Source organism: Microbacterium sp. SZ1 (assembly GCF_002362255.1).
Lineage (GTDB): Bacteria > Actinomycetota > Actinomycetes > Actinomycetales > Microbacteriaceae > Microbacterium.
On the sequence record NZ_LPVV01000004.1, the window covers coordinates 330,639 to 354,760 of the forward strand.

26 protein-coding genes are annotated in these 24,122 nt (G+C 69.5%); 14 read left to right on the plus strand and 12 right to left on the minus strand.

Going from position 1 to position 24,122, the window contains the following annotated elements; genetic code table 11:
* Positions 1 to 8: 8 nt before the first annotated feature.
* Both AUC47_RS05025 and AUC47_RS05030 read right to left on the minus strand, forming a co-directional pair.
* Positions 9 to 1,265 carry an ABC transporter substrate-binding protein gene (locus AUC47_RS05025; RefSeq protein WP_256999446.1) on the minus strand — a complete coding sequence of 419 codons (1,257 nt, stop codon included), beginning with the start codon at positions 1,263 to 1,265 and terminating at the stop codon, positions 9 to 11.
* Positions 1,266 to 1,373: 108 nt separating this feature from the next.
* On the minus strand, positions 1,374 to 2,723 hold the full coding sequence (locus tag AUC47_RS05030) for an alpha-L-fucosidase (RefSeq protein WP_256999447.1): 1,350 nt from the start codon (positions 2,721 to 2,723) through the stop codon (positions 1,374 to 1,376).
* Positions 2,724 to 2,805: 82 nt separating this feature from the next.
* On the opposite strand from AUC47_RS05030, the gene AUC47_RS05035 reads away from it, so the two are divergent.
* From AUC47_RS05035 to AUC47_RS05045, 3 genes are read left to right on the plus strand one after another with little or no spacing between them, the layout of a single operon-like run.
* Positions 2,806 to 4,134 carry an alpha-L-fucosidase gene (locus AUC47_RS05035; RefSeq protein ID WP_096714103.1) on the plus strand — a complete coding sequence of 443 codons (1,329 nt, stop codon included), beginning with the start codon at positions 2,806 to 2,808 and terminating at the stop codon, positions 4,132 to 4,134.
* 17 nt (positions 4,135 to 4,151) lie between these two features.
* A complete protein-coding gene (locus tag AUC47_RS05040) occupies positions 4,152 to 4,481 on the plus strand; it encodes an L-rhamnose mutarotase (protein WP_096714104.1) in 330 nt (109 codons plus the stop codon).
* 43 nt (positions 4,482 to 4,524) lie between these two features.
* Positions 4,525 to 6,030: a hypothetical protein gene (locus tag AUC47_RS05045; RefSeq protein WP_096714105.1), complete on the plus strand. Its 1,506-nt coding sequence runs from the start codon at positions 4,525 to 4,527 to the stop codon at positions 6,028 to 6,030.
* A gap of 21 nt (positions 6,031 to 6,051) precedes the next feature.
* On the opposite strand, the gene AUC47_RS05050 is transcribed toward AUC47_RS05045, so the two are convergent.
* Positions 6,052 to 7,113, minus strand: a complete 1,062-nt coding sequence (locus AUC47_RS05050; protein ID WP_096714106.1) for a LacI family DNA-binding transcriptional regulator — start codon at positions 7,111 to 7,113, stop codon at positions 6,052 to 6,054.
* 59 nt (positions 7,114 to 7,172) lie between these two features.
* Here AUC47_RS05050 and AUC47_RS05055 point away from each other — a divergent pair, with 59 nt between their 5' ends.
* Positions 7,173 to 8,408: an MFS transporter gene (locus AUC47_RS05055; protein WP_096714107.1), complete on the plus strand. Its 1,236-nt coding sequence runs from the start codon at positions 7,173 to 7,175 to the stop codon at positions 8,406 to 8,408.
* Positions 8,409 to 8,442: 34 nt separating this feature from the next.
* A complete protein-coding gene (gene nucS, locus AUC47_RS05060; protein WP_096714108.1) occupies positions 8,443 to 9,138 on the plus strand; it encodes an endonuclease NucS in 696 nt (231 codons plus the stop codon).
* A 2-nt stretch (positions 9,139 to 9,140) separates the two neighbouring features.
* On the opposite strand, the gene AUC47_RS05065 is transcribed toward nucS, so the two are convergent.
* Positions 9,141 to 9,410 carry a response regulator gene (locus AUC47_RS05065; protein WP_096714109.1) on the minus strand — a complete coding sequence of 90 codons (270 nt, stop codon included), beginning with the start codon at positions 9,408 to 9,410 and terminating at the stop codon, positions 9,141 to 9,143.
* 129 nt (positions 9,411 to 9,539) lie between these two features.
* Between AUC47_RS05065 and AUC47_RS05070 the strand changes: the two genes are divergently transcribed.
* Positions 9,540 to 10,205, plus strand: a complete 666-nt coding sequence (locus tag AUC47_RS05070; RefSeq protein WP_096714110.1) for an HAD hydrolase-like protein — start codon at positions 9,540 to 9,542, stop codon at positions 10,203 to 10,205.
* Positions 10,206 to 10,296: 91 nt separating this feature from the next.
* On the opposite strand, the gene AUC47_RS05075 is transcribed toward AUC47_RS05070, so the two are convergent.
* Positions 10,297 to 10,503, minus strand: coding sequence for a cold-shock protein (locus AUC47_RS05075; RefSeq protein WP_067356903.1), 207 nt, complete (start codon positions 10,501 to 10,503; stop codon positions 10,297 to 10,299).
* 552 nt (positions 10,504 to 11,055) lie between these two features.
* On the opposite strand from AUC47_RS05075, the gene AUC47_RS05080 reads away from it, so the two are divergent.
* The gene (locus AUC47_RS05080) at positions 11,056 to 11,874 is read left to right on the plus strand and encodes a shikimate 5-dehydrogenase (RefSeq protein ID WP_256999448.1); all 819 of its coding nucleotides are present in this window, start codon (positions 11,056 to 11,058) and stop codon (positions 11,872 to 11,874) included.
* A 6-nt stretch (positions 11,875 to 11,880) separates the two neighbouring features.
* Here AUC47_RS05080 and AUC47_RS05085 read toward each other — a convergent pair whose 3' ends face one another.
* Entirely contained in the window at positions 11,881 to 13,071 is a 1,191-nt protein-coding gene (locus AUC47_RS05085; RefSeq protein WP_096714111.1) for an MFS transporter, read from the minus strand.
* A gap of 130 nt (positions 13,072 to 13,201) precedes the next feature.
* Here AUC47_RS05085 and AUC47_RS05090 point away from each other — a divergent pair, with 130 nt between their 5' ends.
* Positions 13,202 to 13,651 (plus strand): MarR family winged helix-turn-helix transcriptional regulator, encoded by a 450-nt coding sequence (locus tag AUC47_RS05090; RefSeq protein ID WP_096714112.1) that lies wholly within the window; start codon positions 13,202 to 13,204, stop codon positions 13,649 to 13,651.
* A 10-nt stretch (positions 13,652 to 13,661) separates the two neighbouring features.
* Complete coding sequence (locus AUC47_RS05095) at positions 13,662 to 14,357, plus strand: aspartate/glutamate racemase family protein (RefSeq protein ID WP_096714113.1); 696 nt, start codon at positions 13,662 to 13,664, stop codon at positions 14,355 to 14,357.
* 7 nt (positions 14,358 to 14,364) lie between these two features.
* Here the strand turns inward: AUC47_RS05095 and AUC47_RS16670 are convergent, their stop codons facing one another.
* The 3 genes from AUC47_RS16670 to AUC47_RS05105 all read right to left on the minus strand — a co-directional run bounded on the left by AUC47_RS16670 (position 14,365) and on the right by AUC47_RS05105 (position 16,739).
* Positions 14,365 to 14,511, minus strand: coding sequence for a hypothetical protein (locus AUC47_RS16670; protein WP_179297521.1), 147 nt, complete (start codon positions 14,509 to 14,511; stop codon positions 14,365 to 14,367).
* The gene (locus AUC47_RS05100; RefSeq protein WP_096714205.1) at positions 14,508 to 15,695 is read right to left on the minus strand and encodes an NAD(P)/FAD-dependent oxidoreductase; all 1,188 of its coding nucleotides are present in this window, start codon (positions 15,693 to 15,695) and stop codon (positions 14,508 to 14,510) included. Before AUC47_RS05100 ends, AUC47_RS16670 begins: the two co-directional genes overlap by 4 nt.
* Before the next feature lie 99 nt (positions 15,696 to 15,794).
* Complete coding sequence (locus tag AUC47_RS05105; protein WP_256999449.1) at positions 15,795 to 16,739, minus strand: LacI family DNA-binding transcriptional regulator; 945 nt, start codon at positions 16,737 to 16,739, stop codon at positions 15,795 to 15,797.
* 172 nt (positions 16,740 to 16,911) lie between these two features.
* On the opposite strand from AUC47_RS05105, the gene AUC47_RS05110 reads away from it, so the two are divergent.
* From AUC47_RS05110 to AUC47_RS05130, 5 genes are all read left to right on the plus strand, one after another.
* Entirely contained in the window at positions 16,912 to 18,426 is a 1,515-nt protein-coding gene (locus AUC47_RS05110; RefSeq protein WP_096714114.1) for a mannitol dehydrogenase family protein, read from the plus strand.
* Positions 18,423 to 19,427 (plus strand): L-idonate 5-dehydrogenase, encoded by a 1,005-nt coding sequence (locus AUC47_RS05115; RefSeq protein WP_096714115.1) that lies wholly within the window; start codon positions 18,423 to 18,425, stop codon positions 19,425 to 19,427. The genes AUC47_RS05110 and AUC47_RS05115 overlap by 4 nt, the downstream gene beginning before the upstream one ends.
* A 50-nt stretch (positions 19,428 to 19,477) precedes the next feature.
* Positions 19,478 to 20,869 (plus strand): MFS transporter, encoded by a 1,392-nt coding sequence (locus tag AUC47_RS05120; RefSeq protein WP_096714116.1) that lies wholly within the window; start codon positions 19,478 to 19,480, stop codon positions 20,867 to 20,869.
* Positions 20,870 to 20,954: 85 nt separating this feature from the next.
* Positions 20,955 to 22,181 carry a D-mannonate dehydratase ManD gene (gene manD, locus AUC47_RS05125; RefSeq protein WP_096714117.1) on the plus strand — a complete coding sequence of 409 codons (1,227 nt, stop codon included), beginning with the start codon at positions 20,955 to 20,957 and terminating at the stop codon, positions 22,179 to 22,181.
* A gap of 147 nt (positions 22,182 to 22,328) precedes the next feature.
* Positions 22,329 to 23,087 (plus strand): Pr6Pr family membrane protein, encoded by a 759-nt coding sequence (locus tag AUC47_RS05130; RefSeq protein WP_096714118.1) that lies wholly within the window; start codon positions 22,329 to 22,331, stop codon positions 23,085 to 23,087.
* 48 nt (positions 23,088 to 23,135) lie between these two features.
* On the opposite strand, the gene arr is transcribed toward AUC47_RS05130, so the two are convergent.
* The 3 genes from arr to AUC47_RS05145 are packed head-to-tail and all read right to left on the minus strand — an operon-like array spanning position 23,136 to position 24,077.
* Positions 23,136 to 23,546, minus strand: coding sequence for an NAD(+)--rifampin ADP-ribosyltransferase (gene arr / locus AUC47_RS05135; RefSeq protein WP_096714119.1), 411 nt, complete (start codon positions 23,544 to 23,546; stop codon positions 23,136 to 23,138).
* 43 nt (positions 23,547 to 23,589) lie between these two features.
* Entirely contained in the window at positions 23,590 to 23,847 is a 258-nt protein-coding gene (locus AUC47_RS05140) for a hypothetical protein (RefSeq protein ID WP_096714120.1), read from the minus strand.
* Positions 23,844 to 24,077, minus strand: a complete 234-nt coding sequence (locus AUC47_RS05145) for a hypothetical protein (RefSeq protein ID WP_096714121.1) — start codon at positions 24,075 to 24,077, stop codon at positions 23,844 to 23,846. The genes AUC47_RS05140 and AUC47_RS05145 overlap by 4 nt, the downstream gene beginning before the upstream one ends.
* Between the last annotated feature and the right edge of the window lie 45 nt (positions 24,078 to 24,122).

The following is a 24,122-nucleotide window of genomic DNA, read 5'->3' on the forward strand; positions in this document are numbered from 1 at the left end:
CCATCCGCTCAGCCCGCCACCGAGTTCTGGATCGTCTCCATGATCTCCTCGGCCGTCAGCTCGCCTCGGTAGCCCTGCACGCCGTACTGCGTCATGAGGGTCTCCACCTGGTTCCAGGTCGGGGTCGTGCGCTGCGGCGTCGCGTCGGACAGCAGTGCCTCGACCACGTCGGCCGCGCCCTCGGTCTTGCCCTCGGCCCAGGCCGGCAGCGCCTCGATGCGGGCGGGGACGATGCCGCGGGCCTCGGCCTGCTTCTCCTGGACCGACAGCGAAGTGAGCGCCTCGATGGCGGCGAACGCCTCTTCCGGTCGCTCGCAGTTCGCCGCGATGCCGAAGCCCGACCCCGCGGTCATGGCCGCGGCACTGCCGCTGGTCGACGGCACGATCGTGACGCCGAGCGTGAAGTCGGCGGCCTCGGCGAAGCTGCCGTACATCCACGGGCCCTCGATGAGCATCGGCACCGCACCGGACGTGAACGCCTGCTGCGACACCTCCGAGCCGTCGGCCGCCTCCGGCGCCTTCGCGACCTGATCGACCGCGACGAGGTCGAAGAAGCTCTGCATCTGCTCGACGAAGTCGGGGTTGGTGAGGTCCAGCTCGCCGTCCTCCGTGACGGCGGGCACGCCGTCTGCCAGGGACCAGGCGTTCGGGATGAAGATGCCCGGCGCCAGCGCGAGCCCCTTCTTGTCGCCGTCGGTCAGGGCCTTCGCGTCGGAGATGAACTGGTCTCGCGTGTATTCGGCGCCGGGGAGCTCCAGGCCGGCGGCCTGGAACGCCTCGACGTTGTAGAACAGCACGATCGGCTCGGCGTCGTACGGGATCGCCCGAATCGTGCCGTCGACCGTCATGCCGGCGAGCATCGACGCGTCGATCTCATCGGTGTCGAATCCGCTCTCCTCGATGAGGTCGTCGAGCGGCATCAGCAGATCGCCGAGCTCCTGAGCGCGTGCGGCCTGCGTCGTCAGCAGACACGGCGGGTTGCTGCCGCTGAGCCGCGTCTTCACCTTGGTCCAGTAGTCCGAGAAGCTCGGTCCCTCGACGGAGATGTCGAGATCTGGGTCCTCCGCCTTCGCACCGGAGATGAAGTCGGCCCACTGCGCCTGGTCGCCCTCGCTGGCGGCCCAGGTGTAGAGCACGAGCGGACCGCCGGCGTCGCCGCCGCCTCCGCCCGAGCTGCTCGCGCACCCGGCGAGGGTGACCGCGGCGAGTCCGGCGACGCCGGAGACGATCAGGCGCCTGGCACGGCGCGTGGGGACTGCATTCATACTGTCTGCCTCCTTCATTGGATGCATCATCGATGCGTGGGTGAGGGGTACCGCTCGGATGCGTCCGGCCTCGATCGGGATGGGGTCCGGACGCGGTGTGTTCTGTGTTCAGGTGGTGGAGAAGTCGATGGCGACGACGTCGACCAGCGCTCCGCTCGGTTCCGGGGCGACGATGCGCAGTTCGCCCAGGTCGTCGCCGGCCGTCGAGGCCTCGTGCACCTCGAAGGTCGCGTCGTGCTGCAGGTCCAGGCCGTCGGCCAGGCGGTGCACGCGGGTGATCCGCCGCACCGGGAGCCCGCGCACGATGATCTCCTCGACCGGCAGGGCCGTGAGGTGCAGGTAGAGGCGCCCTTCTCGAGCGGTCGTCGGACCGTGGAAGTCGATCCCCTCGGTGGGGTCGACGCCGATCACGGATTCGGCGTGCGACGGCATCCAGTCGGCGAATTCCTGCAGGCGTTCCTGCTCCACCCCGGGGAGCGTGCCGTCGGGGCCCGGGCCGACGTTGAGCAGCAGATTGCCGCCGCGTGCGACGACGTCGATGAGCGTCACGAGCAGCGACCGCGCCGACTTCTCGTTGTCGGGGCCACGACGGTAGGCCCAGTGGTCGCCGATCGTGAGGCACAGCTCCCAGGGACCGGTCGGCGCGGTGAGCGGGAACCCCTGTTCGGGGGTGCGGTAATCACCCTGCCCCGGCAGTCGGTCGTTGATCACGACATCCGGCTGCAGTTCCTTGATGAGACGCCGCAGCGCGGGAGCCGTCCATTCGACCGCTGAGCGCTCCCAGTCGCCGTCGAACCAGAGCAGGTCGATCGTGCCGTAGTCGCTCAGCAATTCGCGCAGCTGTGCGCGGACGTACTCCAGGTAGCGCTCCCATTCCTCGGGGCTCGAGCGGCGGTGGCGGTCTGTCGCGTCCGGGGTGTCTGCGAACTCGGGGAGGCCGGCGGCGGGCCAGTGCTCGAGCTTGTAGGGCAGGTCCTCGTCACGGAAGGCCGGGTAGTCGGGGTGGTTCCAGTCGGGCAGGCTGTAGTAGATCCCGACTCGGAGCCCCTCTGCCCGCACGGCGTCGACGAACTCTCGGGTGATGTCGCGCCCGAAGGGGCTGTGCTCGACGCCGAAGTCCGACTGCTCGGTGAAGAACATGTTGTAGCCCGCGTGGTGCCGGGCGGTGAAGACGACGTAGGTGGCGCCAGCCTCACGAGCCCGACGGGCGAGGTCTGCGGCGTCCCAGTTCACGGGGTCGAACGTCGGCGCGGTCGCCTGGTACTCGGCGACCGTCACGCGATCCTCCACGGCATCCTCGCCCGGGATGATCGAACGCCCGACGAGCGGCCAGGAGATCTCGATGCCCTGCTGGGATGCCTGGTCCCAGTGCACGAAGATCCCGAGACCGGCTCCACTGAACCATTCGCCGCCGGAGATGCGCTGGGTGGGCCGGTGGAACACTGCTGCGTCCGTCATGACTCTCCTCATCGAGATGACAATTTCCTATAGGATACCTGATACGCAATATATCCCACAACGAAGTGAAGGAGAAGCGCCGATGGTCATGTTCGAGAAGGATGCCGTCAGACCCGCCGAGTACCGCCGTTTCGAGCGGTCGTTGCCCGAGTGGTACCGCGGCGCCGGTCTGGGCATCTTCGTGCACTGGGGGCCGTACTCGGTCCCGGCCTGGGCGGAGCCGACGGGCGAACTCGGCGCCGTCTCCCGCGAGGAGTGGTACGCCCACAATCCGTACGCGGAGTGGTACGCCAACACGATCCGCATCGAGGGATCCCCGGCGCGCGAGCATCACGAGACCGTGCACGGGGGCGCCCCGTACGACGACTTCCTCGACCAGTGGCGCGCGGAGGAGTTCGACCCCGACGAGGTGCTCGCCGTGGTCGCCGCGACCGGGGCGCGCTACTTCATCCCCACGACCAAGCACCACGACGGCGTCACGCTCTGGGACGCTCCGGGCACCGACGGCCGGAACACGGTCGCGCGCGGACCTCGCCGCGACCTGATCGACGCCTTCGCCGACGCCACCCGACGGGCGGGCCTGCGGTTCGGCGTCTACTACTCGGGCGGCCTCGACTGGCACTTCTCCGACCTCCCGCCCATCGATCACGACGGGGCCCCGGCACCCGACGACCTCCCGTACGCCGAGTACGCGCACGACCATCTCGTCGACCTGGTCGAGCGATACCGCCCCGACATCCTCTGGGGCGACATCCGCTGGCCGGAGGCCGGCATCGCACCGGGTCCCAAGAGCCTCGCGCACGCGTTCGACGTCTTCTACGACGCGGTGCCGGACGGAGTCGTCAACGATCGATGGGGCGAGTCGCACTGGGACTTCCGCACGAGCGAATACGTGCACGGCACGGCGGTCGAGGTCGGAGAGGCCTGGGAGAACACCCGTGGCATCGGCCTCTCCTTCGGTCACAACCGCAACGAGACGTCCGAGCATCTGCTCTCGGCAGACGATGCCGTGCGGCTGCTCGTCGACGTCGTCTCCCGCGGCGGGAACCTGCTGCTGAACATCGGCCTCGACGCGGCCGGCCGCATCCCCGACCTCCAGCGGCAGACGCTCGAGGGCATCGCCGCGTGGACCGCCCGGCACGGCCACGCCGTCTTCGACGCCCGACCGATCGAGGGACTCAGCCCCTCGGATGACCCGTGGCTGCGGTGGACCCGCTCCGACGGCACCGTGCACGCCGTGATCGAGGCACGGGGACCGGTACACCTCCCGGATCCCGCCCGCCTGCTCGACGAGACGACCGCGCGCATCGCCGGCACGCCGGTCGCCGCGACAAGGATCGGGGATGCCATCCTGGTTGAGATGACGGGTGCCGAGGGTCCCGTCGCGATCTCCTTCCGCGTCCGCACCTGACGAAAGGCCACCACACCATGCGCATCGCCCTGCACTCCGAGATCCGCGAGGGCGCGATCGACGATTACCGCACGAACCACGCGCGCATCCCTGACGACCTCGCCGCGACGTTCGCGCGCGTCGGCATCCACGAGTGGACGATCTGGCGCTCGGGCCACCGCCTGTTCCACCTCGTCGAGTGCGACGACTGGGATGCCGCGGTCGCGGCGCTCGCCGATGACCCCGCCGACCACGCCTGGCAGGCCGACATCGGCCGCTTCGTCGAGCTGTTCCGCGATGCCGACGGCGCCGAGGGCACCGCGCCCCTCGAGCGGGTGTGGGACCTCGCGGCCCAGCGCGACGCCTGAGGTACATGCGGATCGCCCGTCGATCCCGTGGCAGAGTAGGCGCGTGACGCGGGCGTGGATGCGGGAGCTGACGGGCTGGCTCCTGGCCGCCGCCGTCGCGCTGATCACCGCGGCGAGCGCGGCATCGTCGCCCCGCGCTGAGCTTCTCTTCCGCGACGGCGACTCGCTCGTCGTCGCGCTCCTGTCCCGGTCGCTCCTCAGCGGCGAGACGCTGGACTGGGCGATGTCGAGCGTGCTCTTCCTCCCGGAGACGGCCCTGTTCTCGGGCCTGCGCCTCCTCCTTCCGCTCGGAGACGACGGCCTGTTCGCGGTGAGTGCGGTGGTCGGAATGCTCGCGCTGTACGGAGCGATCCGCCTCGTTGCGGGCCGCGCACGGGAGGGGCGCGCCCCCGTCGGCTGGTCGGTGGTCGCGATCGCGACCTTCGGCCTGCTGGCGATGACCGAGACGTCGGCGTCGCGGGACGCTCTCGAACTCGCATCGCTACAGCTCACGACGACCTACTACTCGGCGACGGTCGTCGCCGTGGTGGCGTCGATCGGCCTGACGCGACGGGCGCTCGACGGCAGCGCCCACACCGTCGCCCTCGGTGTCGCACTCGGTGCGGTCGCCGCGCTCTCCGCCCTCACCAACCCGCTCTATGCGGCCTGGTTCACCGCGCCCTACGTCGTCGTATCGGCTCTGTTCCTGTTCCGCCGTGGTCCTCGCGCGTCCGTGATCGGCCTCCTGGCGGCCGCGACCGCAGGCACCGGGCTGGGCATCCTCCTTCGCATTCCGTTCGCGGCATGGATCGCGAACACGGGTGCAGGATACGCCCAGCCGTCATTGTGGCGGGAGTCGGTCGGGTACTACGGGGACCTCGCGGCGCAGCGTCTGCAGTCACCGCTCGGGGTCGTCGCCCTCGTCGTCTGGCTCGCGCTCCTCGCTCTCGGAGTGGTTCGCAGCATCCGCGCCGATGATCCGGCGTCGCGCATGGTCGCCGTCGCGTCGTGGGGCTTCCCGGTCGCTGTCGTCATCGGCGCGATCGCCCTCGGCACCCATGCCGCGCGCTATCTCGAGCCGATCGCCTTCCTGCCGGTGCTCTCACTCGTCGCCTCGCCACGAGCACTCCGGCTCCCCACGCGGGTGCGCCGCACGGCCCTCGCCGTCGCATCGGCGGGCGTCCTCGTCCTCGGGGCGATGAGCGCGCCCGGTCTGGCAATCGCTGCATCCGAGGCGTCCGAAGACCCCGACCTCGCGTGCGTCAAAGACTGGATCGACGCGTCGGGTCGCACCGGCGCCGGCCAGTTCTGGACCGCGCGGCTGCCGAAACTGCATCTCGACGATCCCGCTCAGCTGGTGCAGGTCGACCATCGGCTGAACGGCTATGCCTGGCTCGTGAACCGCGAGGACTTCCGCGTGGGCGAGGTCACGTTCCTCGTAGAGGACTCGCAGTCGGTGCCGTGGGAGCTGCCGGTCTCCGCGGTGCCCGACGACATCGTCGACTGCGGCCGGTGGTCGGTGCTGGACTTCGCGACGACTCCACTACCGCTCGGTCCGGCGCACTCCTGATCCGGCGCCATCGTGCCCGAGTCAGCGCCGCGGCGCGGCGGTCGTGGTCCCCGCGCGGAAGCGGCACGTCAGGTGCAGCGAGACTCCCGGCTCTCCGCGCAGCATTCGCGCGACCTGCTCGCCGGCGGCGCGGCCCTTCTCCACCGCGGGCTGCACGCTCGTCGTGAGCACGAGGTCGCCGAGTCCGTCGGCGTCGATCCCGTCGAAACCGGCCACCGACAGATCCTCCGGTACGCGCAGTCCGAGCTCCTCCGCCGCGCGGATGACGCCGACCGCGAGCAGATCGCTCTGCGCGAAGATGGCCGTCGGCCGCGATGCGGGATCCTCGAGCAGCATCCGACCGACCAGCAGTCCCTCGTCGATGAGGCTGCCCGAGGCCGAGATCGCCGGGGCATCGGGGAAGATCTCGCGCATGCCTGCCAGACGATCCACGGTGACGTCGACCGTGGCCGTAGCGATGCGCTCCGCCGTGACCGTCCCGCGCACGCGGTCCTGATCGAGCGGCAGCGTGACGAGAGCGAGGTCGCGGTGCCCGAGCTCGCGGAGGTGCCGTGCCACGTCCGCCGCGGCCGCCTGATTGTCGAGGGTGATGCGCGGGATGCCGTCGCCCGCGTCCCCCTCGATGACGACGACGGGGAGACCTCGGCCGCGGACGACGTCGAGAGATGCCCGGGTGCGACCGGAGCATCCGATCAGGACCACGGCGTCGACGGGTGCGCTCGCGAGGGGCGATCCGTCATCGCCCGGCTCGTCGCGCATCAGCAGGATGCCGGCGCTCAGCTCGGCGAGCCCGTCGGTGAGGCCGTCCATCATCGCCGTCGTCACGGGGTCGAGGAACGCGGCCCGCAGATGCCCTTCGAGGACGACTGCGACGATGCCGCTCCGCCCTCGCCGCAGCGACGCCGCGCGGGGGTCGGGTCCGGCGTAGCCGAGCTCCGCCGCCGCGGCCAGGACCCTCTCGCGGGTGGCCGGGGCGACGTTGGCCTTGCCGCTGAAGACGACGGATGCCGTGGAGGTCGCGACCCCCGCCTCGCGCGCGACATCGGCGATGGTCGCGCGGCGCGGAGTTTCGGGACTGGTCATACTCCGAGGATAACCCGCCGTGGCTAGGCGGGATCGAATCGATTCGATAGGCTCTCCTCATGCAGCACGTCCTCACCCGCGCGCAGTACGTCCGCTGGCGCACCGCGATCTTCGCGATCTTCTTCATCAGCGGTCTGTCGGTCGCGACCTGGGCGTCGCGGGTGCCCAGCATCAAGATCGCCCTCGAGATCGACAAGGCCCAGGTCGGGTTGCTGCTGCTCGGCGGCGGCATCGCGTCGATCATCGGCATCTCGTCGAGCCCCGCGATCTTGGCGCGCACGGGTGCGCGTCTCGGCATGACGCTGTCGATCGCCACGTTCGCCTCCGGCGTCGCGCTGATCGGCATCGGTGCGAACCTCTTCGGCTCGTTCCCGGTGGTGCTGATCGGCCTGGCTCTGTTCGGCCTCGGCAACGGCTGCATCGACGTGATGATGAACGTGGAGGCGACCGCGATCGAACAGCACGCGAGCAAGACCATCCTGCCGCTGTTCCACGCCTTCTTCAGCTTCGGGACCGTCGCCGGGGCCGGCCTCGGCGCCCTCGCCGCGCAGCTGCACATCGACGTCTTCCTGCACACCCTCGCCACGGCGATCCTCATCGCGGCGATCGGGGCAGTCAGCATCATTAACGTCCCCGCGCGCAGCGAGGCGCTCGACCCCGAGGTCGGCTCGGGCGAGAAGCCGCACTGGCGCGAGCGCATGCACCTCGCGCTGGCGGCCTGGCGCGAACCGCGCACCTACGCGATCGGCGTGGTCATGCTGGGCATGTCCTTCGCGGAGGGCGGCGCGAACGACTGGCTCGCACTCGGCGTCGCGGAGGACCACGGCGGTGGTACGGCTCTCGGCGCCGCGGCCCTCGCGACCTTCTCCGTGGCGATGACCGCCGTCCGAATCCTCGGCGGCCCGCTCGTCGACCGCTTCGGCCGCGTCGTCGTGCTGCGCATCCTCGCGCTCACGGCCGCCTCCGGCATCCTGCTGTTCATCCTCGCCCCGTCGCTGCCGCTCGTGTTCGTCGGCGCCGCCCTGTGGGGCGTAGGTGCCTCGCTCGGGTTCCCGCTGGGCATGTCGGCTGCGGCCGACGACCCCGCCAAGGCGGCGGCGCGTGTGAGCGCCGCCGCGACCATCGGGTACATCTCGTTCCTCGGCGGCCCGCCGGTGCTCGGATTCATCAGCGAGCACATCGGGCTCCTCAACACGCTGTTCATCCTCGTCGGACTCGCCGTGCTCTCCGGGCTCTTCTCAGGAGCCGCCCGTCCACTGCGCGAAGACGAGAAGACACCGGTCTCGACGGGCTGACGTCGTCCGCGCCCGATGCGGTTAGGCTCGTCGGGTGCGTCTCGTCATCGCCCGCTGCTCCGTCGATTACTCCGGGCGGCTGAATGCTCATCTGCCTCTCGCCACGCGCCTGTTGGTGCACAAGGGCGACGGCAGCCTGCTCGTGCACTCGGACGGCGGCAGCTACAAGCCCCTGAACTGGATGAGCCCTCCCTGCTCGCTCTCGACCGAGGCGCCGGGCGAGGAGGAGTCGATCGCCGGGGTGACCGAAGTCTGGCGGGTCACGCACAAGAAGACCGGCGATGCCCTGCGCGTGCAGATCTACGAGGTCATCCACGACTCGAACCATGACCTGGGGATCGACCCGGGCCTGCAGAAGGATGGCGTCGAGGCCGACCTGCAGCGTCTGCTGGCCGAGCAGGTCGATCGCATCGCCGACGGTGCGACGCTCGTGCGCCGCGAGTACCCGACCGCGATCGGTCCGGTCGATCTGCTGGTGAGGGATGCCGACGGCGTGGCGATCGCGGTGGAGGTCAAGCGCCGCGGAGACATCGACGGGGTCGAGCAGCTCACGCGCTACCTCGACCTGCTCCGCCGCGACCCCCACCTGTCGCCGGTGCAGGGGGTGTTCGCCGCGCAGGAGATCAAACCGCAGGCGCGCGTCCTGGCGGAGGACCGCGGCATCCGCTGCCTCGTGCTCGACTACGACGACATGAAGGGCATCGAGTCCGGCATCCCCCGACTGTTCTGACGTCAGCGAGACGTGACGAGTCGCGGGAGCGGGCCTTCGAGTCGCGCGATCGCGACCTTCACCTGGGACAGCTCATGCTCCACCCCGCCCATGCGAGTCTCGAGACGATCGATCCGGGCGTCCGCCGCCGCGAACCGTGCCTCCATCCGGGCGTCCGCCGCCGCGTACCGCGCGTCCATCCTGGTGAGGAACCAGCCGCAGGCGCTCACGAACGCGACGATCACCGACACCGCGCAGGCGATGATCGCGATGAGTTCCATCGACACGTACATTCCCCCAGTCTTCTCCGCATCCGCGGCGATGTCCCGACGGTAACCGCATGAGATCCGGCATCCCAGTATCCGTGGAGAAGCCCATCGGGGCGGATTCTGTGCAGGACCGGTGCCCATAGGCTGGAAGGTATGCCTCTCTCCCCTTACTCCTGCGTGCTGTGGGACGTCGACGGCACCATCGTCGACGCCTCCGTCGGCATCCTCCGTCGACTGAACGTGGCGCTCACGCACTTCGGTCGGCCTGCGCCGACGCGCGAGGAGCTGATCCACTGGATCGGCCCGCCCATGTTCGACTCGTTCCAGGCACAGGCGGGGATGACGCCCGAGCAGGCGACGGAGGCCGTGTCGTTCTACCGCACGCTCGGCAAGGCCGACGGCTACACCACGGACATCGCCACCTACGTGGGGGTCCCGGAGATCCTCCGTGACGTGCATGCCGCCGGCATCCCGCAGGCCACCGCCAGTTCCAAGCCCGAGATCCAGGTCGACGCCATCGTCGACTTCCTCGAGCTGCGCCCGTACTTCGTGACGACGGTCGGCGCGACGCCCGACGAGGCGACTCTCGCCACCAAGACAGACATCGTGGCCGAGGCGCTGCGCCGACTGGCCGCCCACGGCATCGACATCTCGCGGCCCGTGCTGATCGGAGACCGCCACCACGACGTCGAAGGAGGCGCCGCGAACGACGTGCCGGTGATCTTCGTCGACTGGGGTTTCAGCGACTCGCACGAGGGCGACGACGCGGCTTACCGCGTGTCGACGGCCGACGAGCTCCGCTCGCTCCTGCTCGGCTGAGACCCGTCAGGACCTGTGAAAGCACAGAACTCCCCGCCGGATGCCGCACTCATTGCGGCACCCGGTCAGGGAGTTCTGTAGGTCGCCCGCCTCAGAGAGGACGGATGTTCTCGGCCTGCAGGCCCTTGGGGCCCTGCGCGACGTCGAACTCGACTCGCTGGTTCTCCTCCAGCGAGCGATAGCCGGAAGACTGGATGGCGGAGTAGTGCGCGAAAACGTCAGCGCCGCCGTCGTCGGGGGAGATGAAGCCGAAGCCCTTCTCCGAGTTGAACCACTTGACCGTGCCCTGGGTGCTCATTTACTGCCTGTTCTGCTGGGAAAAGAAGCCGACGCAGGATGCACCGACGTGGTCCACGCTAGTGGAGCACCGCCGGAGCGGAAGTCCCGGTGTCAGCCCGTAACCCAAATGTTGCATGAGCGACCTCTCGCCGTCACAACAGCGTGACGGTCGCCGGCGTCGCCAGGCCGGAAAATGGTGTGGCCCTCACCGCGGGGGGAGCGATGAGGGCCGAAGACGACCGGAGGGTGCGTCGGAGACCATGCTACCCCCTTCGCGGAGGATTTGTCCCCCATTTGGGGGACAACGGCGAAAATTGCGGAAACCCACAACGATAGCGGCCCCCTCGAGCGGCCCATTGGGGACTGAGCGACTCGAGGGGGCCCAATCGCATGCACGGATCGCCTTTGCCTCTGGGGAAGGCAGCCCGTCATCTGGGGTAGACGGAGCGATCAATCCCCTGTGCATGCACCTTCACCATAAACGAGGAAACGCGTTCGCGCCATGGGGTCCTCGCCGTGTCACGGGAGCGCTCCCGCAGCGCGGCTGCGCGCCCTTGGGTAGCCTGATGCGGTGACCATGCTGAACAAAGACATGACGCTGTGCATCTCGCTGTCGGCGCGGCCGAGCAACAACGGCACCCGGTTCCACAACTTCCTCTACGAGGAGCTCGGACTCAACTGGATCTACAAGGCGTTCGCTCCGACCGACCTCGGGCAGGCGATTGCCGGCGTGCGCGGTCTCGGCATTCGCGGCTGCGCCGTGTCGATGCCGTACAAGGAGGATGTGATCGCTCTCGTGGATCGCATGGACGCCTCCGCCGCCGCGATCGACTCGGTCAACACCGTCGTGAACGATGACGGCGTGCTCACCGCGTACAACACCGACTACAGCGCGATCGCCCAGCTCATCGAGCGGAACGCGCTCGACCCGAAGTCGTCGGTGCTCCTGCGGGGATCCGGCGGCATGGCCAAGGCGACCGCCGCGGCCTTCCGCGACGCGGGCTTCTCTGCAGTGACGATCGCAGCGCGCAACGAGGAGCGTGGTCGCGCCCTCGCCGACCTCTACGACTTCGCGTGGATCCCGGATGCCGACGGCGTCGCCGCAGACGTCATCGTGAACATCACGCCGATCGGCATGGCCGGCGGCGCCGAGGCACAGTCGCTGTCGTTCGACCAGGAGCAGATCGCTGCGGCATCCGTCGTGTTCGACGTCGTGGCCCTCCCCGCTGAGACGCCGCTCGTCCAGGCGGCTCGGGCTGCGGGCAAGACGGTGATCACCGGCGCCGAGGTCGCGACACTGCAGGCGCTCGAGCAGTTCGTGCTCTACACCGGCATCCGCCCGACGTCCGAGCAGGTGCGCGCGGCCGAGGAGTTCATGCGCGCGCAGTGACGCGGCTCAGGCCGAGACGGTCTGCAGCGTGCCCGTCGCCGCGGACGCCGTGCCTCGCCGAGCGAGAACGCTCGCGACCACCATCACCACGAGAGCGGATGCCGTGATCGCGGCGCCGATCCAGATGGGCGAGGTGTAGCCGAGCCCGGCGGAGATGCCGAGTCCGCCTGCCCACGCACCGAGCGCGTTGCCGATGTTGAACGCGCCGATGTTCGCACCGGAGGCGAGCGTCGGTGCACCGCCCGCATACTGCATGACACGGCTCTGCAGTCCGGGGACCGTGCCGAAGCCGAAGGCGCCCATCACGACGAGCAGGCCGATCGTCGCGGGCTGCGACCACGCCAGCATCCCGAAGAGGACGAGGATGACGGCGAGCGCCGCGATGAACCAGAGCAGCGTCCGGTCGATCGCCCGATCGGCGAGCCGGCCACCCACCCAGTTGCCGACCACGAGCCCGGCTCCGAAGAGCACGAGGAGCCACGGCACGGCCGACGCCGAGAATCCGCTGACGCCGGTGAGCGTGTAGGCGATGTAGGTGAAGGCGCCGAACATGCCGCCGAAGGCGAGGGCCGTCACGATGAGCGAGAGCCACACCTGACCGGAGGCGAAGGCACGCAGCTCGTGGCGGAGGCTCACGGATGCGTCGGATACACGAGGAGCGGAGACGAGCAGGGCGATGCCGAGGAACGCGACGACGCCGATCGCGGAGATCACCCAGAACGTCGCGCGCCAGCCGAACTGCTGTCCGATGAAGGTGCCGAACGGCACGCCGAGCACGTTGGCGGCCGTGAGACCGGTGAACATGATCGCGATCGCGCCCGCCTTCTTCGCCGGAGCGACCAGGCTCGCGGCGACGACCGAGCCGATGCCGAAGAACGCCCCGTGGCAGAGGGCGGCCACGATGCGGCCGATCATTGCCGTGGAGTAGTCGGGCGCGATCGCGGTCAGGGCGTTGCCCGCGATGAAAAGCACGACGAGTCCGAGCAGCACGGCCTTGCGCGGCAGACGCGTGGTCGCGGCGGTGAGCCCGAGAGCTCCGACGACGACGCTCAGCGCGTAGCCCGAGATGAGCCAGCCGGCCGTTGCTTCGGTGACGGCGAAGTCGGAGGCCACCTCCGGCAGCAGGCCCATGATCACGAACTCGGTGAGTCCGATCCCGAAGGCGCCGATGGCGAGGGCGATGAGTCCGAGTGGCATGAGTGCGCTCCTTGGTGCTCTGATAAAGTAGTTGCAGACGCGGGATATTGCGTCCGACGCATAATCATTGCACACGCAATTAGTCGGCGCAAGCAACTATCTGCGTCAGCAACGACTCAGGAGGTCACCAATGGGCATCTCGGACGACGCCGTCGAGATCCGCGCGCGCGGCTGGCGCACGCTCGCTGCGCTCCACGGACTGATCGACGCCGAACTCGAGCGGGCGCTCGGCGAGGCCGTCGGGCTCTCGGTCGTGGAGTACACGGTGCTCGACGCGCTCAGCCGCCAGGACGGCTGGCACATGCGGATGCAGCAGCTCGCCCGCGCGACGGCCCTGAGCCCCAGCGCCACCACGCGTCTCGTGACCCGGCTCGAGGACCGCGGTCTGCTCACACGCATCCTCTGCGCCGATGACCGCCGCGGCATCTACACCGAGCTCACCGCCGCCGGGCAGGCGCTCTACGAGAAGGCGCATCCGATCCACGACGACGCCCTCGAACGCACGCTGGGCGACGCCGTCACGCAGCCTGAGCTCGCCCCGGTCGTGCACGCGCTGCAAAGCGCCGCGGTCGGCGTCTGAGAGGCTGAGCATGCAGACGATCGGCGTTCTCGGCGGCATGAGCTGGGAGTCCTCCCTCGAGTGGTACCGGCTCGCGAACGAGCGGGTGCGCGAGCGCCTGGGCGGCCACCACTCCGCGAAGATCGTGCTCGACTCGGTCGACTTCGCCGAGGTCGAGGCGATGCAGGTGCGGGGCGACTGGGATGCGGCGGGCGACCTCCTCGCCGATCGCGCTCGCGCCCTCGAGAGCGCCGGTGCGGAGCTGCTCGTGCTCTGCACCAACACCATGCACCTCGTCGCGGAGCGGATCCAGGACGCCGTCGGCATCCCGTTCCTGCACATCGGCGACGTCGCGGCCGAGGCCGTGAGACGCGCGGGAGTGTCGACGGTGGGTCTGCTCGGGACGGCCTTCACCATGGAGCAGCCGTTCTATCGGGATCGACTGGCCGAGCACGGCATCCGCGCCCTGGTCCCCGACGCCGACGACCGCCTCGCGGTGCACACGATCATCTACGACGAGCTCGTGCACGGCGAGATCCGCGAGGAGTCGCGTGAGCGCTATCGCGAGGTCATCGACCGTCTGGTCGCGCAGGGCGCCGAAGGCGTCATCCTCGGATGCACCGAGATCGAGCTGCTCGTGTCGTCGGCGGACGCGCCGGTGCCGGTGTTCCCGACCACCGCGCTGCACGTCGCGGCGGCCGTCGATCGGGCCCTGGGCGACGTCTGAACAGCCGTCAGCGACCTTCGCGGCGTCGATCGCCCACGTAGAGGAGCTCCCCGGACCCCTCTCCCTCCCTGGCCTCGAGGTGTGCGGTGATCACCGCCTGCGCATCGGACTCCTGCGGTGTGCCGACATTCGACGGTGTGCGCTGCTCGGTCATGCTCTCCCCCTGAGGATCAGGTTCCAGTACACCCACGGCAGAACCCGTCTGTCCATGAGATACGTGAAGCGGCGTTCGCGGTAGAGCGTCCGCCACCACGGGATGGAGGGTTGCAACCGCCCGTGTCGATCGAACTCCGCGAACACCGCCGTGCGACCGGTGACCGTGAACGGCGTCTCGCTGTAACCGTCGTAGCGTCGGCGCCTGCGGGGTCGTGTGAGCGCGTCGGCGATGATCTTCGCCTGCGATCGGATCGCCCCGCCCGAGCGGATGCGGGTGAGAGCGGCGACGTCGCCGAGTGCCCAGATGTTGTCCCACCGCCGGTGGCGGAGAGTCTCGCGATCGACGTCGACGAACCCGTCGTCGCCGTGAAGACCGCTCTCGGCGATCCACCCGGCGGCGGCCTGAGGGGGCGACGCGTGCAGCACGTCGTAGCCGAGCGTGGTCGTCTGTCCGTCGATGACGATGTCGATCTCCGACGCCTCCGACCGCACGCCGACGACGGTCGCGTCGTAGAACGTCTCGATGCCGTACGCGTCCAGTGAGCGACGGAGTTCCGACGCGACGGCCTCGATGTGAAAGGGCGACGACTCCGGAGTGACGAAGACCACCCGTATGCGGTCGAGCACCCCGCGCTTCCGCCATCGATCGCACGCGAGGTACATGGGCTTCTGCGCGACGCCGGCGCAGGATGCCGGTTCCGCCGCCTGGGTGAAGACGACCGTCCCGGAGTCGAGATCCCGCAGCGCTGTGGACGCCGCATCAGCCAGGTCGAGCGTGTAGTTCGAGACCACGGATGCGCTGGCGGCCGCTTCCTGCAGACCGGGGATGGCGTCCCAGCGCTGCTCGATGCCCGCCGCGACGATCAGCTGGTCGTACCTGATGCGTTCGCCGGACGACAGTTCGACCGAGTTCTCGGCCGGCAGCACCGATACGACACGATCGCGCACCCAGGTCACGCCCCGGGGAGTGACCTTCGCCTGCGGGCGGACGACCTCGCGGCGGTCGGCGACACCACCCGCGATATGGGACTGCAGCGGTGCGTAGACGTGCTCCTGACGCGGCTCGATGATCGTCACGTCGGCGACCCCCCGCCGGCGGAGGCGCGCTGCGATCGAGACACCGGCGTTCCCGCCGCCGACGATGACGACGGAACCTGATGCGTTCGACGCAGATCTGCTCATGACACCGAGCATCCCGCTGAATGTCGATCTGCGCCAGGCTCTTGCGCCCAGGGGCGTCATTGCCTGTCGACGGCGAGCGGACAGACGGCCGAGCCGCGATCAGGCGGGCGGGGCCGCCGTCGAGGCGCGCACGATCAGCTGCGATGCGAGCGGCGCGAGGTCGCCCGCCGACCCGCCGGCGAGGAGCTGCAGGAGCAGGTCGACCGCGACCGAACCGCTGCGGTCGATCGGCATCCGCACCGTCGTGAGGGCGGGCGTCACGGCGCCGGCCAGGTCGATGTCATCGATGCCCACGATGCTGACATCGGCGGGGCACCGTCGGCCGAGCTCGAGCATGCCCGCTTCCAGGCCGAGCGCCACGAGGTCGTTGTAGGCGACCACGGCCGTCGCGCCGCTCGCCACAGCCGGAGCTGCGGCCGCCCGTCCCCCTTGAATCGATGCGGCCTGGTGACTGAGCAGGGTGAGGCGGATGCCGTGGCGGTCGCACGCGCGGGCGACGGTGTCGGCGCGACGGATGTCGGCCCAGGATCCGCGCGGTCCCGACGCGTAGGCGATGTGCGTGTGCCCGAGGGCGGCCAGGTGCTCGATCGCCTGGGCCGGCCCGTGCTCGGCATCCATGACGACGCAGGGGGCGCCGTCGATCTGTCGGTTGACCACGACGAACGGGGTGTCGCCGACGAGCGCGAGCACCTCCTCGTCGGGAAGCCGCGGCGAGCACAGCAGCATCCCGTCGAGCTTGCGGGCCTGCTCGATCTGCTCGCGTTCGCGGCGCAGGTCCTCGTCGGCGTCGAAGACGACGATCCGGTGCCGTCCGTGCCAGGCCTGGCCCTGGATCGCCTTGAGCAGGGTGCCGTAGACCGGATTCGCGACGTCGGGCAGGATCACGCCGAACGTGCGAGTGGCGGTGACGGCGGACTGGGGCGTCGCATAGCCGAGTTCCGACGCGGCTTCGAGAACGCGACCGAGGGTCCCAGGAGCGAGGCGGTCGGGTTCGCCGAAGGCTCGTGACGCCGTCGCGATGGACACGCCTGCGTGGCGTGCCACGTCCGTCAATGTCGCTGCCACGAGCACCCTCCGTCTTTCGTGCAATCCTACGATCCCGCCTGAGCATGTAAACCTGCTTGACAAGTTTGTACAACTCATACACACTCGTTTACATGACGATCATCGCCGATCACCCGCAGTGGTGCGCGGCCCACAGCGAAGGAGCCACCGCGTGAGCACTCCCGCATCGGCCCTGAGCCGCACCGCTCGCATCTCGACCACCGCGCCGGCAGCCCCCGCCCGCGCCGGGATCCTGCACCTCGGACTCGGAAGCTTCCACCGCGCGCACCAGGCGGTGTACACCGCCGCGGCTCTGCAGGCGGAGGGCGGCGACTGGGGCATCGTGGGCGTCGCCTCGCGCTCCCGCACCATCGTCGACGCGCTGCACGCGCAGGACATGCTGTACTCCGTCGCGACCATCTCGCCCGAGGCGACGTCACTGTCGATCCCCGGAGCGCACACCGACGCCTTTGTCGGCGCGGAGCAGCCCGACCGCGTCGTCGCGCAGATCGCCGACCCCGGCATCCGCATCGTCACCCTCACGGTCACCGAGAACGGGTACAGCTACTCGGCCGCGACCCAGCGACTCGACCTCGACGACGAGACGGTGCGGGCCGACCTGCGCGGAGGCGCCCCGCGCTCGACCATCGGACAGTTGGCGCGCGGACTCCAGGCCAGGGCAGCCGCCGGCGGCACGCCGATCTCGATCCTCAGCTGCGACAACCTCGCCGCGAACGGCAAGCACACCGAGAAGCTCGTCCGAGAGTTCCTGCAGGAGCTCCCCGGCTCCGAGGGTGCGGAAGCGCTGGCCTTTCTCGATCGCGCCGTGGCGTTCCCGTCGAGCATGGTCGACCGCATCGTGCCGGCCACGACCGGCGAGCTGCGCACACGCGTCAGCACGCTGCTCGGCGCGCGCGACGACATCCCGGTGCCCGCTGAGCCGTTCACGATGTGGGCGATCGAAGACGCCTTCGCCGCGGGTCGCCCCGCATGGCAGGCCGGCGGCGCCGTGTTCACCGACGAGGTCGCGCGGTACGAGCAGATGAAGGTGCGCCTGCTCAACGGCACGCACTCGCTCATCGCCTACCTGGGGGCCCTGAGCGGCCTCGCGACGATCCCGGCCGCGATCGGCATCCACGGCATCGAGCGCGCCGCACGGGCGGTGCTCCGCCACGAATACGAGCCCTCGATCGAGGTCCCGTCTGGTGTCGATATCCGCGCCTACGAGACCGAGCTCTTCGAGCGCTGGGCGAACACCGCCCTCGGCCACCGCACCAGCCAGGTCGGCACCGACGGCTCGGTCAAACTGCGCCAGCGCATCCCTGAGCCGGCGCTGCTGTCGCTGTCGCGCGGCGAGATGCCGCACCTCATCGCGCTGACGGTCGCCGGCTACCTGTCGTGCATCGCCCCGCTGCCGGACTTCGACCCCGGCGTGCACGCCGCAGCCATGACGGATGCCGCGCGCGATCGCCTCGCCTCCCTCGCCGCCACGGCGCGGGACGGCCGCGAGCTCGCCCGACGCGTGATCGCCGAGCTGCATCTGTTCGGCGCCGAGCTCGGAGAGCAGGATGCTTTCATCGAGCGCGTCGGCGAACTCACCGACACCATCCGGCGCCACGGCGTCGACGCGGCGATCGCCGACGCCGTCGGCGCCTCTGTGACCCCCACGAAGGAGATGCTGCCATGAAGGCTCTCGCCATCCACGGCAAGGAAGACATCCGCTGGGAGGACCGCGAAGTCCCCGCCCCCGGCGACGGAGAGGTGCGCCTCCGCGTGAAGTACGTCGGCATCTGCGGATCCGACCTGCACTACTACTTCCACGGCGCGAACGGCGAGTACACGATCCGCGAGCCGCTGACGCCCGGACACGAGCTGTCGGCCGTCGTCGACCTCGACCCGTCCGGCCGTCTCGCGCCCGGCACACCCGTCACCGTGCACCCGGCCCGTTACGGGGCGTCGGTCCCCGGTCTCGAGGATCGTCCGCACCTGCGGTCCGGGGGCGACTACCTCGGCAGCGCGGCGGCGAACCCGCACCGGCAGGGCGGAGCATCCGAGTTGCTGATCGTCGAGGACCACATGATCCGCCTTCTCCCCGAGGCCCTGCCCCTCGAGCGGGCGGCCCTCGCCGAGCCGCTCGCCGTCGCGATCCATGCCGTGCACCTCGCGGGCGACATCGCCGGCAAGCGCGTGCTGGTGATCGGAGCCGGACCCATCGGTCTGCTCGTCGTCGCGGCCGCCGCGCATGCCGGCGCCGCCGTGGTCGGGGCGAGCGACGTGCGCGAGGAGCCCCTCGCCCGCGCGCAGGCGCTCGGCGCGGCCGAGGTCGCCCTCGTCGGCCGCGACACGATCGCCGACGAGTCCTATGACGTCGTGTTCGAGTGCTCAGGAGTGGGCGTCGCTCTGACCCAGGCAGTCCGTGCGGCTCGCCGCGCCGGCACGGTCGTGCAGGTCGGCATGCTCGCGAACGCCGAGATCGGGGTGAATCTCGCACCCATGCTCGCCAAGGAGCTCACGATCCGCGGAGCATTCCGGTTCTCCACCGAGATCGACGACGCGGTCGCGATGCTTGCCGAGTCCGACTCCCTCGACGCGGTCATCTCCCACGTCCTTCCGGCATCCGACGCCGTCCAGGCCCTCGAGCTCGCCCGCGACTCGTCGGCCTCCGCCAAGGTCCTGCTCTCCCTGTAATCACCACCCCACCCAGACACACCCGTTCCCGGTCCGAAGGAGTACCTCCCATGTCAGAACAGCAGACGGCGGCGACAGCCGCCGATCCCGCCGCGAAGAGGTCGGTCCGCGACCTCGTCCGCGCCGCCGTCTCGGGGTGGCTCGGCACCGCTCTCGAGTTCATGGACTACCAGCTCTACTCGCTGGCCGCTGCACTCGTGTTCGCCGACCTCTTCTTCTCCTCGGAGAATCCCGCCGTGGCGGTCGTCGCGGCGATGGCCACCTACGGTGTCGGCTACGTCGCCCGCCCGGTCGGCGCGTTCTTCTTCGCGCGCCTCGGCGACAGGACCGGTCGCACCAAGGTGCTGTTCTACACGATCCTGCTCATGGGCCTCGCGACGACCCTGATCGGCGTGCTTCCCACGTACGACCAGGTCGGCATCCTCGCTCCGATCCTCCTCGTGGTGCTGCGCATCGCCCAGGGCTTCGGCGCCGGTGCCGAGATCTCCGGCGCGGGCGTCATGCTCGCCGAGTACGCTCCGGCCAAGCGCCGCGGCATCATCGCCTCGCTCGTCGCACTGGGCACGAACTGCGGCACCCTGCTCGCCTCCGCCATCTGGGCGATCCTCCTCGTCGCGTACAGCGAGGACGAGGTCATCGCGTGGGCGTGGCGCATCCCGTTCATCGCCAGCGCCGTGATCATGCTGTTCGCGATCTGGGTGCGCTTCAACCTCAAGGAGACCCCTGTCTTCGAGGAGCGCGAGGATGTCGTCGACGGCAAGGCGCTCTCCCGCGAGGAGACCATCCAGCTCGCCACCGAGACCAACGACATCCGCACGCTCGAGGCAATGCAGCGCAAGCCGATCAAGGCGTTCGTCATCGCGCTGCTGCTTCGCTTCGGCCAGGCCGGCAACTCGGGCATGATCCAGACCTACCTGATCAGCTACATCACCGTCGTGCTGCTGCTGGACCGCTCGATCGGCGTGAACGCGGTCATCGTCTCGTCGCTCGTCGCGTTCATCACGGTGCCCCTCTCGGGCTGGCTCGGCGACCGCTTCGGCCGCAAGCGCATGTACATGGTCTGGGCCGTCATCGCTCTCATCGTGATCGTGCCGACCATGCTCATGATCAGCAGCAAGGACACCCTGCAGGTCTTCGTCGGCTACGTCGTGCTGCACAACCTCGCCGTGATGAGCTTCGCCTCCCTCGAGAACCTGACCCTTCCCGAGATCTTCGGCGCCCGGAACCGGTACACCTACACGGCCATGGCCCGCGAGATCGCCGCGATCGTCGCGACCGGCGCCGGCCCCGTCATCGCCGCCGCGTGGGTGTCGGCCGTCACCGGCTCGTTCATCCCGATCGTCATCATGCTCGTGTTCTTCACGCTGTGCGCGCTCGTGGCATCGATCTGGATGCCGGAGGTCGCCGGCCGGGATCTGACCGATCCGCGCGACGCGATCTGAGCGCACCGACGATCACAACCAGGGGTGCGGCCGACCCGAGCGGCCGCACCCCGCACCTCTCATCCCGCACGATCAGGAGAACGCCATGGCCATCGAGCACGTCGACGTCATCATCACCAGCCCAGGACGCAACTTCGTCACGCTCAAGATCACGACCTCCGACGGGATCGTCGGCTGGGGCGACGCGACGCTCAACGGACGCGAGCTCGCCGTGGCCTCGTACCTTTCGGATCACGTCGCCTCGACCCTCGTCGGACGCGACGAGGACCGCATCGAGGACACCTGGCAGTACCTCTACCGCGGACCGTACTGGCGCCGCGGCCCCGTCACCATGGCGGCGATCGCCGCAGTCGACATGGCGCTGTGGGACATCAAGGCCAAGAAGGCCGGGATGCCGTTGTACCAGCTGCTCGGCGGCGCGAGCCGCGAGGGCGTCCGCGTCTACGCGCATGCCTCCGGCACCGACTACCAGGCGCTCAAGAACGCCATCGCCGGATACGAGGAGCTCGGCTACACCGCCGTGCGGGTGCAGACCGGAGTGCCCGGGCTCGGTCAGATCTACGGCGTCTCGAACGCGGGCCCCGGAGTGCGCTACGACTACGAGCCGGCCAAGCGCTCGGGCGACCGCCCCAGCGAGGAGACCTGGGACACGCGCAACTACCTGAACCACATGCCGGGGATCTTCTCGCGCATCCGCGAGGACTTCGGCTCCGATCTGCGAATCCTGCACGACGGCCACCACCGCATGTCGCCTATCGAGGCCGCTCGCTTCGCGAAGGACATCGAGCCGTACGACCTGTTCTGGCTCGAGGACTGCACCCCGGGCGAGGACCAGACCGCGCTGCGCCTGGTGCGCCAGCACTCCACCACGCCGCTCGCGATCGGCGAGGTCTTCAACTCGGTGTACGACTACCAGACGCTCATCACCGAGCGCCTGATCGACTACGTGCGGTCGGCGGTGACCCACACCGGCGGCATCACGGCGATGAAGAAGCTGCTCGACTTCGCCGCGATCTACGGCATCAAGTCCGGCATCCACGGCCCCACCGACATCTCGCCCGTCGGCATGGCGGCGGCTCTGCACCTCGACCTCGCGATCCACAACTTCGGCATCCAGGAGTACATGCCGCACAACGAGCAGACGCTCGAGGTGTTCCGGACGTCGTTCACGTTCGACAGGGGCTTCCTGCACCCGAGCGAGCAGCCGGGACTCGGCGTCGAGCTCGACGAGGAGGCAGCGGCCGGGCACGAGTACACCAAGGCGTATCTGCCGGTGAACCGCCTGCTCGACGGGACCGTGCACGACTGGTGAGCCTCCGCGCGCGGCACGTTCTGCGGCCATGAGCACCTTCTGCGGCCACGGCACCCGCCCGTGGCCGCAGAAGGTGACGATGGCCGCAGAAGTGACGCTCCGGAGTTGCCGGACCGGACGGCCCCGCAAGGCGCGTAGCCTCGAAGCATGTCGAAAGCCGTCGTGACTCCGCCCGCGGCATCCGACCTCCCGGCCATGGAGCCGGGCCCGCGTCTGCTCTCCCGGGCTGCCGTCAACTGGCGGCCGCTGGCCCTCGCGTACCGGGTCATCGCGCTGGCGATCATCGCGACCGGAATCGCGCGGAACGCCGGCATCGTCGACGGAGCCATCGACCACACGACGTTCCTCTACTACACGATGGTCAGCAACCTCCTCTGCGGAGGATGGACCTTGCTGCTCGTCGGCCGCACGATCGGCGACCTTCGCCGCGTCGGCTCACGCGGCACGTCGACGCCGAGCGCCCGATGGAGCGGCGCGGTGATGATGGCGATCACCGTCACGATGCTCATCTACCTGGTCGTGCTGGTGCCTACGCGGTTCGATGCGGGCGACACCGACGTCTTCTCCCTCACCGACAACCTCATCCACATCGTCACACCGGTACTGCTGATCGTCGACTGGCTGCTGTTCGTGCCGAAGGGCGCGTTCCGGTGGGGCGACCCGGTGCTGTGGACGCTGATCCCGTACGCCTATCTCGCGTGGGCGTTCGTCTACGGCGCGCTCGGCGGCGAGTTCGTGACGGGCCAGCGCTACCCGTATCCGTTCGTGGACGTCGACGCACTCGGAATCCCCGGGGTCACGCAGTGGATCATCGCTCTGTCGATCGCCCTGATCGCGGTGGGGTTCGTGTTCGTCGTCCTCGATCGCGCCCTCGCAGCCCTCGCGCGCCGCACCGCAGGTCGTTGAGCGAGCCAAGTGAGACGAAACGCGCCGCCCTCACACGCCGTCCGCGGGTCAGTTGATGATCTCGGCCCGCGGGTCGGAGTGCAGGGCGGCGAGCTTCTCCCGCCAGTCGGCGAGCGCTTCGGGCGAGAGTCGCGTCCAATCGTGCACCTCGCGCACGATGCGCAGCGGATCAGCGCTGCGATACGACCTCGTCGGGTTGCCGGGGAACTTCTTGTCGGTGACGTTCGGGTCGTTCTCGAACTCGCCCACCGGCTCGACCTCGTACACGCGCGGTTCTCGCTCGCCCGGAGCGAGCTCGGCCGCGAGGCCGGCGCCGTCGCGCAGCGCGGTGAAGTAGATGTGATTCATCACGATCTCGGGCCGGTAGTTCGACCGGAACCCCGCGGTCAGCAGGTCGCCGGGTCGCAGATCGGCCTTCGTGCCGTGGAAGAACGGACCGTCGTCGAGTGCGTCTGTCACCCGCACAGCCTACGACTGCGCGGGCGACAGGCAGAAGGGGATCTCAGTCGCCGGAGCGGCGGGTGCCGATTCCCGGCTCGTCGTTGTGGATGGACTCGTCCTTGACTTCACCCTTCGAGGCGGGGTCGACGCGGACCGCGCCGGCACCGCCGGAGTCTGCGCCCGCGCCGCCGGCCGGCACGTCGTCCACGGCATCCGGGTCGTCGCCTCCGCGATCGTCGAGCATCGCGGCGATGCGGTCCTTCGCGTCGGGCTCGGCCGCGGCATCCCGTGCGTCGCCGGCGCTGTCTGAGTGACTCACTCTTCGACCCGAAGATCGTCGGGGGCGTCGCCGCTGTGCTGCGACCCCTCGTCCTCGGGAGCCAGGTCGCCCTGTCCGTCCTCACCGATCTCGGCCTCGAGCGGCTCGTCGCCCTGCGTCTCGGGCTGCTCGGTGTCGGTCGGGAAGGTGCCGTCGGTCGGGTCCTCCGTGCGCGGCACGCCGGGCATCTCCGGCTCGAAGCTGTTGGCGAATGCGTCGATGTTCGTCATGGAGTCCTCCTGTGTGGGTGGCGGATGTCCATGTTCGCGCGCATC